Here is a 13,588-nt window from a genome sequence, read left to right on the forward strand (position 1 = left end):
TGCGTGAAACGAGGGGTAGAACGTATGACGCCAAAAATCGGACCCGGTTTTTGGATAGGGTCATGCGCGAAGGCGCCACGCGCGAAAGCCGCGCGATGACCAGCGAAGCGCCGCCCTTCTGGTGGGAAAAGCCGGACTGGCGCGTCTTCGCGCTGTCGCCGGCCTCCGCGGTCTATGGGCTGGTCGCCGGTCGCCGTATGCGCCACGCTCCTCGCGAGAAGGTCGCGGCGCCCGTGCTGTGCGTCGGCAATCTGACCGTCGGCGGCAGCGGCAAGACGCCGGTCGCCATTGCCCTGGCCAAGCAAGCCAAGCGCATGCAGCTCACGCCAGGCTTCCTCTCGCGTGGCCATGGCGGCTCGTTCGCCAGGCCGCATGTCGTCGATGCGCATCACGACGCCGCCAAGCATGTCGGCGACGAGCCGCTGCTTCTGGCCGAACATGCGCCGGTGGCGGTGACGGCGAACCGCGCCGCCGGCGCGAAACTGCTCATCGAGGGACATGGCTGCGACTTCCTGATCATGGATGACGGCTTCCAGTCGGCGCGCATCCATGTCGACTATGCGCTGGTCGTGGTCGACGCCCGCTTCGGCGTCGGCAACGGCCGCGTCATTCCGGGCGGACCGCTTCGCGCCAAGATCGTCGACCAACTGGTCTTCACCAGCGGCCTGCTGAAGATGGGCGAGGGAGCTGCCGCCGACGGCGTCGTGCGCCAGGCGGCGCGCGCCGGCCGGCCGATCTTCCTGGCGCATGTCGAGCCGGCGGACCCGTCGCGCTTCGCAGGCGGCCGCTTCCTTGCCTTCGCCGGCATCGGTCATCCGGAGAAATTCTTCGACACGGTGCGCGGCGCGGGCGGCGAAGTGGCCCAGTCACGTGCCTTTCCCGACCATCATTTCTACGCCCAGGACGAGCTTGCCGACCTTCTGGCGCTTGCCCGCCAGGAAGGGCTGCGCCTCGTCACCACGGCGAAGGACGCCGCGCGGCTGCGCCACGGCGAGGTGCCCGCCGGTTTCCTCGATCAACTGGACGTGCTCGATATCGAGGCCGTCTTCGAGCTTGATCACGTGCCCGAACGCATCATAGACGAGACGCTCGACGCCTGGCGTCAGCGCAAGATGCGTGGCTGAGCTTCCGGTGCGCCTGGTCGATCCGGTGCCCCGCCGTCAGTTGATAAGCCCACGGAAATAGCGAACGGTCTCGCCAAGCCCGTCTTCGAGGGCAACACGAGGAGACCAGCCCAACGCCGAACGCGCCAGGCCTATATCGGGTTGGCGCTGTTGCGGATCGTCTTCCGGGAGGGGTTTGAACTCAATCTTGGACCTGCCGCCGACGATGCCCAGCACCAGTTCGGCCAGCTCGAGGATCGTGACTTCCATCGGGTTTCCGATGTTGACGGGGCCGACGAAATCGTCGGACGTGGCCATCATCCCGGCCATGGCTTCCACCAGGTCGTCGACGTAGCAGAAGCTGCGCGTGTGGCTTCCGTCGCCGTAGATGGTTATGGGGTCGTTGCGCAACGCCTGGACGATGAAATTGCTGACCACGCGCCCATCCGAAGGATGCATGCGAGGCCCGTATGTATTGAAGATGCGCACCACCTTGATCGGCAGTTGCGACCGGCGCCGATAGTCGAAGAACAGCGCTTCGGCGCATCTTTTGCCTTCATCGTAGCAGCTGCGCGGGCCGATCGGGTTGACATGGCCCCAATAGGCCTCGGTCTGAGGATGGACTTGCGGATCGCCATAGACCTCGGACGTCGACGCCTGAAGGATTCTCGCGCCCGAAGCACATGCAAGATCGAGCATGTTGATGGCGCCATAGACGCAGGCCTTTGTCGTCTCGATCGGAATGCGCTGATAGTGAACAGGCGATGCGGGGCAAGCGAGATTGAAGATCTCATCGGCCTCGGCCTGAAGCGGCACGGTGACGTCGTGCCTCAGCAGGCTGAACCGTACATTGCCGAGAAGGTGCCGGATGTTCTCATCCGAACCAGTCGAGAAATTGTCGAGACATACTACTTCATGGCCTCTTGCCAGCAACAGGTCGCACAGATGCGAACCAATAAAGCCGGCGCCGCCGGTCACCAGAGCCTTCACAGCAAATCCCCAATACCCACGGCATTGTCTATAGCCGCAGAGTCACGAGCCTGTCACGCGTATCGGAAAAGGGTTTTTGCCGCTGGTGATCGGCCACCGGCGACATTTGGCTGCGAACCTGCATGGGCTCGATTCCACAAGAGGAGGACGCCGGATCGTGAGGCATTCTAAGCAGAGCCTGGCCTATCCCCGCTTGCGCAGTTCCGGATGCATCTCGATCTCGCGGGCAAGCGAGACCGCGGCGTTCACATAGGGTTCCTGCCGGGCGACGCTCCAATATTTGAGCTCGTCGAGCGGAATGTTCTCGCCCGTCACCGCGCAGCGCACGAACGCGCCTGGGCTGGTGACCTGGAAGTCGCCGTCGAGATAGCGGATCCGGGCTTCCCTGCCGCCCGGGCCTTCGAAACGGTTCATCATGAAAGGACGCTTGCGTTCATCGGGTTTCAATCGCCACAAATTGCCGGCAACGTCAAGCTTGACGCAATGCTCATGCGGTATGGCTCAAGTAGAGAAATGGTTTCCGGAAGCCGGCATGGACATCCCCTTGACCCGCTTGAACGCACTGATCGGTGAAGCGCTCACCCCGCAGCCGGTGCCGTTGCCCAAGGCCGATCCGGCCGCGGCGGCTTTGATCAAGACGCTGATCCAGCCGCCGGCGCCCTCGACGGGGCAGGCGGCGCAGATCGCGGCCCAGTCGCTGCAAAGCGCGCAACCGCGCCCTGCCGCCCAGGCACCGCAACGCCTGTCGTCCTCCGAGGTCGAGGACGCTTACCGGGCCGTGATGGAGCCCGATGCCGTCACCGACGGAGCGCCGGCAAGACCCTCGACGGGAAGGGCGGCGGCGGATGCCGACCAGGCGCCGCGCGGCTTCGCCTCACCGCAGGCAGCGGCTGCAGACAATGTGTCCAGGCCCGTGGTTGCGCCGGCGCCGTCCACTTTTTCGCCGGCCGTTGCTTCCGCCGCGGTGCTGGTTGCGGCCAACGCCAACGCGCCGCAGCCTCGTAGCGCCGCGGTCCGCTCGGCTGGTCACGCGCCGCGATCGGAATCCGCGCCGATCTCCCTTTGGACGATCTCGGTCGTCACGGCCATCGTCTCGGCGGTGACGGCAACCATCATGGTTCTGTTGCTTCGCTAAGCCAGTCCTTAGGCATCATCCTGAAGGAAAGCCTCGAGCTTTTCCGGGGCAAGCCCCGCCTGTTCGGCAATGCGCCCGGCAAGATCTGCCGCAGCCGCGCGCGGCCGGCCGACCGGGCGGTCCATCCAGTAAGACACCGGATTGAGCGCAACGCGCTCGTCGACGGCAACGATACGGCCCGATTGGAGCTGGTCCGCGGTCAGCGGCGGCCGCGCCAGCGCGATGCCCAGCCCATGCGCCGCCGCGTCCAGCACCAGATTGTAATCCTCGAAACGCCTGTCCTGCGGACGGGGGCGGTAATCGATGTCTTGCGCGGCGAGCCATGCGCGCCATCCGGATGCATCGGAATCGTTGATCAGCGGGTACTTCAGCAGCCGCGCAGGGTCGCCCCGTCCGATCTCCTTGGCGAGTTCCGGCGAGGCGATCGGGAAAATCTGCTCCTCGAAAAGCTGCACCGAGACGCGGCCGGGAATGCGGCCGCGGCCGCAGCGCACCGAAAGATCGATGCCTTCGTCGGCAAGGTCGGCCTGGCGATTGTCGACATCGAGCACGATACGCAACTTGGTCGGATGGTTTTCCAATGCGGCCATGCGCGGCATCAGCCACAGCCCGCTCACCGAGGGGATCGAGGCAAGCCGCACCACGGCTGAGCCGCGCGGCTCGACCCAGCGGTCGGAATTGACCGAGATCAGCGCGAAGGCCTCCGTGGTGCGAAGATGCAGGCGATTGCCCTCGATGGTCAGTGTCACGCCGCGCGCATTGCGCTCGAAGACTTTCAGCCCCAGCCAGTCTTCAAGCTTGGCGATCTGCCGGCTCACCGCGCCATGGGTGAGATTGAGTTTTTCGGCCGCCGCAGAAAAGCTCCCCGTGCGCGCCGCGGCATCGAAGGCGCGCAAGGTTTCCAACGGCAATATCTGGTCCGAGCTGTGATCCATGCTCACAGCTGACCCTCGATTTGCTCGTTTGTCAATTGGCCGGCAATAGCGTTTTCTGCATCCATGACACAAAAAGACGAGGTTACGGCAATGAGCGCTTACACCGGTACGTTGAATGAGACACAGCGCATGGACGGCACGGCGGTCATCGCGGTGGCGCTGACGGTGCTTGGCTGGGCCTCGGCTTTCCCCGCGATCCGCGCCGGCCTCGCCGCCTTCCAGCCGCTGGAGCTCGGTGCGTTGCGCTTTGCCATCGCGGCGGTTCCGGCCGCCATATTCCTCGCCGTGAAACGCCCGGCGCTGCCCAGGATCGACGAGCTTTGGCGCTTCGCCTTCGGCGGCGCCATCTTCGTCGCGCTCTACACCGCCATGCTCAATTTCGGCGAGCTCACCGTCTCGGCGGGCGCCGCCGGCTTCATCATCAATGTCAGCCCGATCTTCACCGCAATCATGGCGATGGCGCTGCTCGGCGAGCGCTTTTCCGGCATCGCCTGGCTGGGCACGGTGATCTCCTTTGCCGGCATCGGCATCATCGCGGTCGCCGACGGACACGGCCTGCATTTCAACACCGGTGCGCTGCTGGTGCTGGGCTCGGCACTCTGTTCAGCCGTCAATACCATCGTGCAGAAGCCGCTCTTTGCCCGCCACCATCCGCTGACGATCTCCGCCTCCAACATGGTGCTCGGCGCGCTCTGCCTGTCGCCGTTCCTGCCCGAGGCATTCCGGCAGGCCGCCGTCGCTGACCATGCCGGCCTTGGCGCCGTCATCTATCTCGGCATCGTGCCCTCGTTGATCGCCTATGCCGCCTGGGCAACCGCGCTCTCGCGCCTGCCTGCCGCCCGCGCCTCGAACTTCCTCTACCTGGTTTCGCCTACCTCCGCGCTGATCGGCTTCTTCTGGCTGGGCGAAGTGCCGTCGCTGCTCGGTATCCTTGGCGGCGCACTGGCGCTGGGTGGCGTGATCGTGGTGAATTTGAAGCGGTAGATCAGTGGGTTGAAGTCGTTTCCTGATTCAAGAAAAGAGCCGCATCGAGCGGCTCTTTTCTTGCCCCCTCATCCGGCCGCTTCGCGGCCACCTTCTCCCCATGGGGAGAAGAGATTGGCGCCGGCGCCGACAATCTCCTCTCCCCACCGGGGAGAGGTCAGCCGAGCGAAGCGGAGGCTGGGTGAGGGGCCGTGGCGCACTCACCGCCGCCCGAACAGCCTTTCGATATCGGCAAGCTTGAGCTCGATATAGGTCGGCCTACCATGGTTGCAGGTGCCGGATCCTGGCGTCGCCTCCATCTGGCGCAGCAGCGCGTTCATCTCCTCGGCCTTGAGCAGCCGCCCCGAGCGGACGGAACCGTGACAGGCCATGGTGGCGGCGATCTTGTCGAGCCGCTCTTCGAGCGTCTCGACCGTGTCGTTGTCGGCGATCTCGTCGGCGAGGTCGCGCACCAATTGCTGCACATTGGTTTCGCCGAGCATCGACGGCGTCTCGCGCACCGCCACCGCGCCGGGGCCGAACCGCTCCAGGCCGAGGCCGAATTTGGCGAGCGTGTCGGAATGCATCGCCAGCCGCTCGGCGTCTTCCTCCGGCAGGTCGACGATCTCGGGCAGCAGAAGCATCTGCGAGGGCACCGCGCGCGAATGCAGCGCGTTCTTCAACGCCTCATAGACCAGTCGCTCATGCGCGGCATGCTGGTCGACGATGACGAGTGAATCCCGGGTCTGAGCGACGATATAGTTCTCATGCACCTGCGCGCGCGCCGCGCCCAGCACCATGCCGAGCAGCGCCTCGGCCGGCTCGGCCGCGCCGGCACGGGTATCGGCGCTGGCGACCGGTCCGGTGTCGAAAGCCGCTTGCTCGCTTTCCGCAAAGCCGTTCGCTCGCGGCCTTGCTGCGCCGTAACCCATGTCGAGCGGTCGCTGCGCCGAGCGCAACGGGTCGAAGCCGCTGGAGCCGGAAGCGTGATAGGCCGCCTCGTAGCTGCGGTGACCGCCGGTCGGGCCGGGATGCGCATAGGGCGTCGCGCCCGGCCGGAATGCCGCCATCATGCCAGCGGCGTCCGTGGTCGCCGCGCGGATGCCGGCGCCGGCCAGCGCTTCGCGGATGGCGCCGACGATCAGCCCGCGCACCAGGCCCGGATCGCGGAAGCGCACATCGGCCTTGGCCGGATGCACGTTGACGTCGACCGTCGAGGGATCGAGCGACAGGAAGAGCACGGTGACGGCATGGCGGTCGCGCGGCAGCACATCGGCGAAGGCGCCACGGATAGCGCCGGCGATCAGCTTGTCGCGCACCGGCCGTCCGTTGACATAGGCATATTGCTGCAACGCGTTGGCGCGCGTGTAGGACGGGATCGAGACGTGGCCGGCCAGATGCACGCCGTCGCGCATGGCATCGATGGCGATGGCGTTGTCGGGGAAATCCTTGCCCATCACTTGCGCGACGCGGGCTAGCCGACCTTCCGGTGTGTCGTCCGTCGCCGGCAGTTCCAAGGTCGAGCGGTCGGCGCCGGCCAGCGTGAAGCGCACGGCCGGGAAGGCGATGGCGATGCGCTTGACCACGTCGCTGGTGGCCGAGCTTTCGGCGCGTTCGCCCTTCATGAATTTGAGCCTGGCCGGGGTGGCGAAGAAGAGGTCGCGCACCTCGACCGTGGTGCCGCGATTCGCCGCCGCCGGCTTCACCGCCGAGACACGGCCGCCGTCGATGCCAATCTCGGCCGCGCTGTCGCCGCTCGCCGTGCGCGAGCGGATCGACAGCCGCGCGACAGAACCGATCGAGGGCAGCGCCTCGCCGCGAAAGCCGAGCGAGCGGATGTCATGGATGTCGTCGGAAAGCTTCGAAGTGCAATGCCGTGCAACCGCCAGCGCCAGTTCCCGCTCGGGGATACCCGAGCCGTCATCGGTGACGCGGATGAGGTTCAGCCCGCCGCCGGCGGTGACGATTTCGACGCGCGACGCGCCGGCATCGAGCGCATTCTCGACCAGCTCCTTCACCACGCTCGCCGGACGCTCGATGACCTCGCCGGCGGCGATCTGGTTGATCATCGTTTCGGAAAGCTGGCGAATGGGCATGCGGCGATTATAGGCGGATTCGAACGTCGTGGGGGAGGGGCAAGTTCACGCCTGCGCCACCAGCCAGTCCCTGACCCTGCGCGCGTTGTCGCTGAGATCGCGGTTCTTCGGCCAGATGACATGGAAGCCGATGCCGGTCCGCATCACATGATCGGTCACCGGCACCAGCAGCCCTGAGGCCACGAGGCGCTCGACCAGGTGCCGCCAGCCGAGGGAGATGCCTTGCCCTTCCATCACCGCCTGGATCACCAGCGCATAGTCGTTGATGCGCAGGCCGCGCTCGGCATTGCGCAGGCTGGTGCCGGCTGAGGCGAACCATTCGTCCCAGGTCGGGGCCTCGCGATAGGGTTCTTCGAGATGGATCAGCCGGTGCGTGGCCAGTTCCTCGACCGTCTTGGGCATGCCGAACCTGCCGAGATAGCTGGGGCCGGCGACCGGGAAGATTTCTTCGTCGGACAGCGACAGCGAATGATAGTCCGGCCAGTCGCGCGGCACGCCGCCGCGCACCCCGAGCGGAATCCCCTCGGCGATGATGTCGAGGTCGCGGTCGGCGGTCTGGATGCGCAGGTCGACGCCCGGCAATTCGTCGCGGAACTGCTGCAGGCGTGGCATCATCCAGAACGAGCCGAAGGCGGTCGAGGCGGCCAAGGTCACATGCCCGCCGGTCGCCTGCAAGCGAAGGTCTTCCGCCGATTTGCGGATATGCGACAGGCCCAGCGACACGTCGGCGTGGAAACGTTCGCCGGCTTCCGTAAGAACCACCTGGCGGTGGCGCCGCTGGAAGAGCTTGGCGCCGAGCTGTTCCTCCAGTCCGCGCACCGCATAGGAGACGGCCGCCTGCGTCATGCCGAGCTCGCGCCCGGCGGCGGTGAAGCTGGACAGTCGGCCCGCGGCTTCGAACACGATCAGGCTGCCGGCCGAGGGCAGGAGGTGGCGTAGGCTTCGCATAAGGTGAGCTTATACAAGAGATCAGGATTTTCCAGCGTCACATCCATATTTCGTCTCGCTAACGTGGGTGGCGGGAAGAAGGAGGCTCCATGAACGCACCGGCCGTCGAACTGACCGAACAGACCCACCGCCGCGGCGGCGGCCGCCTTGGCCGCAAGGCGCTGAGAAGCGCGCCGATAGCGTCCTTCCCGACCCTTGTGCGCAAGATCCCCGCCTACGAGATCGTGCCCGACGAGGCCGTGGAGCTGATCCACGAGGAATCGCTGAAGATCCTCGAGGAGGTGGGGTGCGAATTCCGCGACGACGGGGCGATCGAGCTCTGGAAGGCGGCGGGCGCCGATGTCAGGCAAACGCGCGTGCGCATCGACCGCGCGCTGCTGATGGAGCTGGTCTCGAAAGTTCCAGCGGAGTTCACGCTGCATGCACGCAACCCCGAGCGCACCGTGCGCGTCGGCGGCAAGAACTCGATTTTCGTGCCGATGTATGGCGCGCCCTATATCCGCGACCTCGACAACAAGCGCCGCTACGGCACGCTCGCTGACCTCAACAATTTCCACAAGATGGCCTACATGGCGCCAGCGCTGCATTCCTCGAGCTCGGTCATCTGCGAGCCGATGGAAATCGCGGTGCCGAAGCGCCACCTCCACATCATCCATTCGGCGCTGAAGCATTCCGACAAGCCGTTCATGGGCATCGTGACGTCCAAGGAGCGCGCCGAGGACACGATGGCGATGGCTGGCATCGTCTTCGGCGAGGATTTCGTGCGCGACAATCCCGTGCTGGTGGCGATCACCAACTGCAATTCGCCGCTGGTATGGGACGCGACCATGATCGACGCCATGCGCGTCTATGCCAGCCACAACCAGCCGCTGATCCTTGCGCCTTTCGCGCTGTGCGGCGCCTCGACCTCGGCCTCGGCCGTCGGCGCGGTGGCGCAGGTCAACGCCGAGGCGCTTGCGGGCGTGGCTTTGACCCAGCTCATCCGGCCCGGCTCGCCGCAGCTCTACGGCCAGTTCATGGTGACCGTCGACATGAAGACCGGCGCGCCAATGGGCGGCACGCCGGAGGCAGCCCAGATGATGTATCTGATGGGCGCGCTGGCCAGGAAATACAAGATGCCCTGGCGCACCTCCGGCTTCCATGTCGGCTCGAAGCTCAACGATGCCCAGGCCGGCTACGAGGCGAACATGCTGATGCATGCCGCGATCCTGTCCGGCGCCAACTACATCTGGCATTCGGCTGGCTGGCTGGAGGCGGGGCTGACCTGCGGCTACTCGAAATTCGCCACCGACTGCGAGCAGCTCATTGGCTGGTACAAATATGCCGGCGGCGTGTCCTTCGACGATTTCAAGGACGCGATGGCGGCGATCCGCGAGGTCGGCCCGCAAGGGCATTTCCTCGGCACGCAGCACACGCTCGCGCATTTCGAGAGCGCCTTCTTCATGCCCAACATCATGGACTTCAATTCCTTCGAGCAATGGAGCGCCGAAGGCGCGAAGGACCACGACGCGCGCGGCCGCGAAAAGGCGCGCGCCATGCTGGCCGACTACCAGGAGCCGAAGCTCGACGAGGGCATTGCCGAGGGTCTCGCGGATTTGATCGCGCGGCGTGAGGAAAAGCTGCCCGACAGCGTTAGTTGATAGACACGGCGTTAGTTGAACCAAAAACGGGCGAAGACCCGATAAGAATGGGAGAACGACAATGACAATTTTCAGAAGCAATGGTGACCGGGTCCCGGCCGCGATCGAAGCGATGGCCGAAGAGGCGCGCGCGGGGCGTGTCGACCGGCGCGAATTCCTGGCGCTGGCAAGCGCCTTCGGCGCATCGACGGCTTTCGCCTATGGCATGCTTGGCCTGGCCGTGCCGACCAAGGCGCTGGCCGACGAGCCGAAGAAGGGCGGCACGCTGCATGTCGCCATGTCGGTCAAGGCGCAGAAGGATCCGCGCACTTATGACTGGACGGAGATGGCGAACGTCACCCGCTGCTGGCTGGAGCCCTTGGTGCGCTACACGCACCAGTTCACCTTCGAGCCGGTCCTGCTTGAAAGCTGGGACGTCAATGACGATGCCACCGAATACACGCTGCATCTGCGCAAGGGCGTGACCTGGAACAATGGCGATGCCTTCAACGCCGACGACGTGGTCGCCAATCTAAACCGCTGGTGCGAGAAGGGGGCTTCCGGCAACTCCATGGCCGCCCGCGTTGGCGCGCTGATCGACGCCAAGACCGGCAAGGCGAAGGATGGCGCGATAACCAAGGTCGACGACCACACGGTCAAGCTGAAGCTCAACGAAGCCGATATCGCCATCATACCCGGCCTCACCGACTATCCGGCGCTGGTCGTGCATCGCGACTTCGACAAGGACGGCGCCGATCCGATCAAGAAGCCGATCGGCACCGGAGCCTTCGAGCTGGTCTCCTACGATGTCGGCCAGAAAGCGGTCGTCAAGCGCCGCGAGAACGGCAAATGGTGGGGCGGCGAAGCGCCGCTCGATGGCGTCGAGTTCATCGACTACGGCACCGACTTCAACGCCACGCTGAACGCCTTCGATTCCGGCGAGGTCGACCTCGATTTCGAAACGCCGGCCGATTATATCGACCCGCTGGACAAGATGGGGCTGGTGAAGTCGGAGGTCGCGACGGCAACCACGCTCGTCGCCCGCACCAACGTCACGCATAAGCCCTATGACGACAAGCGGGTGCGCAACGCGCTGCAGATGGCGGTCGACAACAACCAGGTCATGCAGCTCGGATACAACGGCCGCGGTACGGTCGGCGAGAACCACCACGTCGCCCCGATCCATCCCGAATACTACCCGCTGCCCAAGAAGGAGCGCGACGCCGCCGGCGCCAAGAAGCTGATGGCGGAAGCCGGCCAGGCCGATTTCGAGCACGAGCTGATCACGGTCGAGGACGAGTGGCAGAAGAACACCGGCGACGCCATCGCCGGACAGCTGCGCGATGCCGGCATCAAGGTGAAGCGCACCGTGCTGCCCGGCTCGACCTTCTGGAACGACTGGACGAAGTATCCCTATTCCATGACCATCTGGTACATGCGCCCGCTGGGCGTCCAGGTGCTGGCGCTGGGCTACCGCTCGGGCGAAGCCTGGAACGAGACGGCCTTTTCCAACCCGGACTTCGACGCCAAGCTCAAGGACGCGCTGTCGCAGATCGACGTCGCCAAGCGCAAGGAGGTGATGAAGGACGTCGAGCAGATCCTGCAGGACTCCGGCGTCATCATCCAGCCTTTCTGGCAGAAGCTCTACTGCCACATGAACAAGAAGGTGAAGAACTATTCGATGCACCAGACCTATGAAATGGACTTCCAGAACGTCTGGCTGGATGCCTGAGCGCGCCTGGCCTTCATGAGCCGCAAAAAAGGCGATATGCAGGATGCGTGGTGGCAAGCGTGCCGCCACGCACCGAACCCCGGAGATCCTGCATGAAGCCGATAGTGCTTGCCGCTGTCTTCTCGATTGCCTTGCCCGGCGCCGTGCTTGCCGGGCCGGCCTCCAACGCCGTGAAGTTCTTCTATGTGCCTTCGGTGAAGTTCGAGGGAGACGCCAAATACCGCGACCGTTTCACCGAGCCGGTCACCAAGCTGTTCGAAGCCAACGACAAGGCGCAGAAGGAGAAGCCCGACGAGGTGTCCTGCCTCGACTTCGATCCCGGGCTCGACGCGCAGGATTTCGATCAGAAGACCCTGTCCAAGACGTTGAAGCTCACCGAGGCCGTCAATGGCGACACCGCCGAGGTGACGGCAAACTTCAATCTTTTCCCGGAAGGCGATGACTCCAAACGCGAAATGGTGTGGTCGCTGAAGAAAATGGACGGCAAGTGGAAGATCGCCGACATCAGCTCCAAGACCAGCAACTGGACGCTCAGCGCGCTGGAATGCGGCGCCTCGACGGAGTGATGCCGTGCTTCGCCGTCTTGTCCTCGCGCTGTCGAGCTTGTCGATGCTGGCCGCGGAGCTGAACGGCGGCGCCTCTGCGCAGGGGCTCTTCGGCGCGCCGCCGCCGAAAGCCTCATCGGGCGACAAGTCGCCGCCTGCGGTCGACACCTCGCCGCCTGCGGCCACGGCCCCGGAAAGCAAGCCGGCCGAACCGGCACCTGCCGCGCCCGTCCTGCCCGGATCGCCGACCGCGGTGGTGAAGCCCTTCTACGAGCATCTCGGGCTGGAGCTCGATCCGTCCCAGCGCAAGAACTTCACCGATCCGGCGAAAACCGTGCTCGACAAGAGCGATGCGCTGCGCGCCTCAGGGCAGGGCGAGTGCCTGGATCCCAACATGGCGCTCGACAATGCCGACTACGACAAGCTGGCGATAGACCGGAGTCTGCGCACCATCGAGGCCGTCAATGGCGACGAGGCCAAGGTGGTCGTCGCTTTCGTCGTCGAAGGCCACCAGCACCGGCTGGAATGGAAGCTGAAGAAGGTCGGCGGCGCCTGGAAAGTGTCGGATCTCCTGTCGGTGACCGGCGAATGGGCGCTCAGCCAGTATCAGTGCGAGTGAGCTGCCGATGAATGCGCCGCTGGGTCATTGCCGATGAGGATTCGCGCTTTGCTCGGGCTCGCGCTGGCTGCGGTGTGCATCGTTGGCGGCATCGGCACATGGCGTGCTGGAACGATGCTGATTGCCCGGGAGCCTCGTCAGGCCTTGACGGCGCCCGGCGATTTGCCTGTCGAGCGCGTCGCGCTCGATCAGCCTGGCACGCCCGAGCTTGTCGGCTGGGTGGCCGAGCGCAAGGGCAGCTGCGGCGCGATCGTCCTGTTGCATGGGCGCGGCGCCAACCGGTTGGCGAATGTGCAAAGGGCGAAAATGCTGTTCGATGCCGGCTATTCCGTGGTCCTCTTCGACCTGTCGGGTCATGGCGAGAGCGGCGGCACCGTCCAGGGCTTTGGCTACAGCGAAGGGCAGGACGCCGCCCGAATCCTGGCCTATGCAAGGCAGCGCTTTCCCGGCCAGAAAATCGGCGCGCTTGGCTCGTCGCTGGGTGCCGCGTCGTTTGTCTTTGCGACGCCGCAGGCACTGGCCGACGCCTATGTGCTCGAGCAGCTCTACGCGACCTTGCGCGAGACAACGGCCTGGCGCATGCCATTCCATGCCTTGCGCAGCCTGCAGGCCGATATCCTGCTGGCACAGATGTCCGTGCGGCTCGGCTTCGGCGCCGACGACGTCAGGCCTGTCGACCGTATCGGCAAGATCGGCAAACCGCTGATCCTGCTGGCAGGCCGTGCCGATCCCTTCATCGATCGCGGGCAGGTGGCGGCCTTGCATGATGCCGCACCCGCATCGCAGCTCGTCTGGTTCGAAGGCGCCGGCCATGTCGACCTGCTGCGCTACGATACGCCGCGTTATCGCGATGCGGTTCTGCCGTTCCTGTCAAAGAATCTCTGCCAGGCCGGCCATGTCTGA

13 protein-coding genes are annotated in these 13,588 nt (G+C 65.2%); 8 read left to right on the plus strand and 5 right to left on the minus strand.

Annotation, left to right across the window (positions count from 1 at the left end; genetic code table 11):
* Positions 1 to 95: 95 nt before the first annotated feature.
* A complete protein-coding gene (gene lpxK / locus EN852_RS12010) occupies positions 96 to 1,124 on the plus strand; it encodes a tetraacyldisaccharide 4'-kinase (RefSeq protein ID WP_127874399.1) in 1,029 nt (342 codons plus the stop codon).
* Positions 1,125 to 1,160: 36 nt separating this feature from the next.
* Here lpxK and EN852_RS12015 read toward each other — a convergent pair whose 3' ends face one another.
* Together EN852_RS12015 and EN852_RS12020 are read right to left on the minus strand one after the other, a co-directional pair.
* On the minus strand, positions 1,161 to 2,093 hold the full coding sequence (locus tag EN852_RS12015) for a UDP-glucuronic acid decarboxylase family protein (protein ID WP_127873904.1): 933 nt from the start codon (positions 2,091 to 2,093) through the stop codon (positions 1,161 to 1,163).
* Between the two features lie 183 nt (positions 2,094 to 2,276).
* Positions 2,277 to 2,510 carry a DUF2093 domain-containing protein gene (locus tag EN852_RS12020; RefSeq protein ID WP_095818449.1) on the minus strand — a complete coding sequence of 78 codons (234 nt, stop codon included), beginning with the start codon at positions 2,508 to 2,510 and terminating at the stop codon, positions 2,277 to 2,279.
* Positions 2,511 to 2,625: 115 nt separating this feature from the next.
* Between EN852_RS12020 and EN852_RS12025 the strand changes: the two genes are divergently transcribed.
* Positions 2,626 to 3,228 (plus strand): hypothetical protein, encoded by a 603-nt coding sequence (locus EN852_RS12025; RefSeq protein ID WP_127873903.1) that lies wholly within the window; start codon positions 2,626 to 2,628, stop codon positions 3,226 to 3,228.
* Between the two features lie 8 nt (positions 3,229 to 3,236).
* Here EN852_RS12025 and EN852_RS12030 read toward each other — a convergent pair whose 3' ends face one another.
* Positions 3,237 to 4,163: a LysR substrate-binding domain-containing protein gene (locus EN852_RS12030; RefSeq protein WP_127873902.1), complete on the minus strand. Its 927-nt coding sequence runs from the start codon at positions 4,161 to 4,163 to the stop codon at positions 3,237 to 3,239.
* Between the two features lie 90 nt (positions 4,164 to 4,253).
* Between EN852_RS12030 and EN852_RS12035 the strand changes: the two genes are divergently transcribed.
* Positions 4,254 to 5,147, plus strand: coding sequence for a DMT family transporter (locus tag EN852_RS12035; RefSeq protein ID WP_127873901.1), 894 nt, complete (start codon positions 4,254 to 4,256; stop codon positions 5,145 to 5,147).
* A gap of 200 nt (positions 5,148 to 5,347) precedes the next feature.
* Here EN852_RS12035 and mutL read toward each other — a convergent pair whose 3' ends face one another.
* Together mutL and EN852_RS12045 are read right to left on the minus strand one after the other, a co-directional pair.
* Positions 5,348 to 7,222, minus strand: coding sequence for a DNA mismatch repair endonuclease MutL (mutL, locus tag EN852_RS12040; RefSeq protein WP_127873900.1), 1,875 nt, complete (start codon positions 7,220 to 7,222; stop codon positions 5,348 to 5,350).
* Positions 7,223 to 7,267: 45 nt separating this feature from the next.
* Positions 7,268 to 8,170 (minus strand): LysR substrate-binding domain-containing protein, encoded by a 903-nt coding sequence (locus EN852_RS12045; protein WP_127873899.1) that lies wholly within the window; start codon positions 8,168 to 8,170, stop codon positions 7,268 to 7,270.
* Positions 8,171 to 8,259: 89 nt separating this feature from the next.
* Here EN852_RS12045 and EN852_RS12050 point away from each other — a divergent pair, with 89 nt between their 5' ends.
* From EN852_RS12050 to EN852_RS12070, 5 genes are all read left to right on the plus strand, one after another.
* Positions 8,260 to 9,810 carry a trimethylamine methyltransferase family protein gene (locus EN852_RS12050; protein ID WP_127873898.1) on the plus strand — a complete coding sequence of 517 codons (1,551 nt, stop codon included), beginning with the start codon at positions 8,260 to 8,262 and terminating at the stop codon, positions 9,808 to 9,810.
* 61 nt (positions 9,811 to 9,871) lie between these two features.
* Positions 9,872 to 11,521 (plus strand): ABC transporter substrate-binding protein, encoded by a 1,650-nt coding sequence (locus EN852_RS12055; RefSeq protein WP_127873897.1) that lies wholly within the window; start codon positions 9,872 to 9,874, stop codon positions 11,519 to 11,521.
* A gap of 92 nt (positions 11,522 to 11,613) precedes the next feature.
* Positions 11,614 to 12,087 carry a DUF3828 domain-containing protein gene (locus EN852_RS12060; protein WP_127873896.1) on the plus strand — a complete coding sequence of 158 codons (474 nt, stop codon included), beginning with the start codon at positions 11,614 to 11,616 and terminating at the stop codon, positions 12,085 to 12,087.
* A 4-nt stretch (positions 12,088 to 12,091) separates the two neighbouring features.
* Positions 12,092 to 12,685, plus strand: a complete 594-nt coding sequence (locus EN852_RS12065) for a hypothetical protein (protein WP_127873895.1) — start codon at positions 12,092 to 12,094, stop codon at positions 12,683 to 12,685.
* 33 nt (positions 12,686 to 12,718) lie between these two features.
* Positions 12,719 to 13,588 (plus strand): alpha/beta fold hydrolase, encoded by an 870-nt coding sequence (locus EN852_RS12070; RefSeq protein WP_127873894.1) that lies wholly within the window; start codon positions 12,719 to 12,721, stop codon positions 13,586 to 13,588.

The organism is Mesorhizobium sp. M2E.F.Ca.ET.209.01.1.1 (genome assembly GCF_004010375.2).
Taxonomy (GTDB): domain Bacteria; phylum Pseudomonadota; class Alphaproteobacteria; order Rhizobiales; family Rhizobiaceae; genus Mesorhizobium.

What these genes read in the sequence shown, in the direction of transcription:
- EN852_RS12035 (WP_127873901.1), top strand. Translation starts at nt 4,254, where the DNA reads ATGAGCGCTTACACCGGTACGTTGAATGAGACACAGCGCATGGACGGC.
- lpxK (WP_127874399.1), top strand. Translation starts at nt 96, where the DNA reads ATGACCAGCGAAGCGCCGCCCTTCTGGTGGGAAAAGCCGGACTGGCGC.
- EN852_RS12020 (WP_095818449.1), bottom strand. Translation starts at nt 2,510, where the DNA reads ATGATGAACCGTTTCGAAGGCCCGGGCGGCAGGGAAGCCCGGATCCGC.
- EN852_RS12045 (WP_127873899.1), bottom strand. Translation starts at nt 8,170, where the DNA reads ATGCGAAGCCTACGCCACCTCCTGCCCTCGGCCGGCAGCCTGATCGTG.
- EN852_RS12060 (WP_127873896.1), top strand. Translation starts at nt 11,614, where the DNA reads ATGAAGCCGATAGTGCTTGCCGCTGTCTTCTCGATTGCCTTGCCCGGC.
- EN852_RS12050 (WP_127873898.1), top strand. Translation starts at nt 8,260, where the DNA reads ATGAACGCACCGGCCGTCGAACTGACCGAACAGACCCACCGCCGCGGC.
- EN852_RS12070 (WP_127873894.1), top strand. Translation starts at nt 12,719, where the DNA reads ATGAGGATTCGCGCTTTGCTCGGGCTCGCGCTGGCTGCGGTGTGCATC.
- EN852_RS12055 (WP_127873897.1), top strand. Translation starts at nt 9,872, where the DNA reads ATGACAATTTTCAGAAGCAATGGTGACCGGGTCCCGGCCGCGATCGAA.
- EN852_RS12025 (WP_127873903.1), top strand. Translation starts at nt 2,626, where the DNA reads ATGGACATCCCCTTGACCCGCTTGAACGCACTGATCGGTGAAGCGCTC.
- EN852_RS12030 (WP_127873902.1), bottom strand. Translation starts at nt 4,163, where the DNA reads ATGGATCACAGCTCGGACCAGATATTGCCGTTGGAAACCTTGCGCGCC.
- mutL (WP_127873900.1), bottom strand. Translation starts at nt 7,222, where the DNA reads ATGCCCATTCGCCAGCTTTCCGAAACGATGATCAACCAGATCGCCGCC.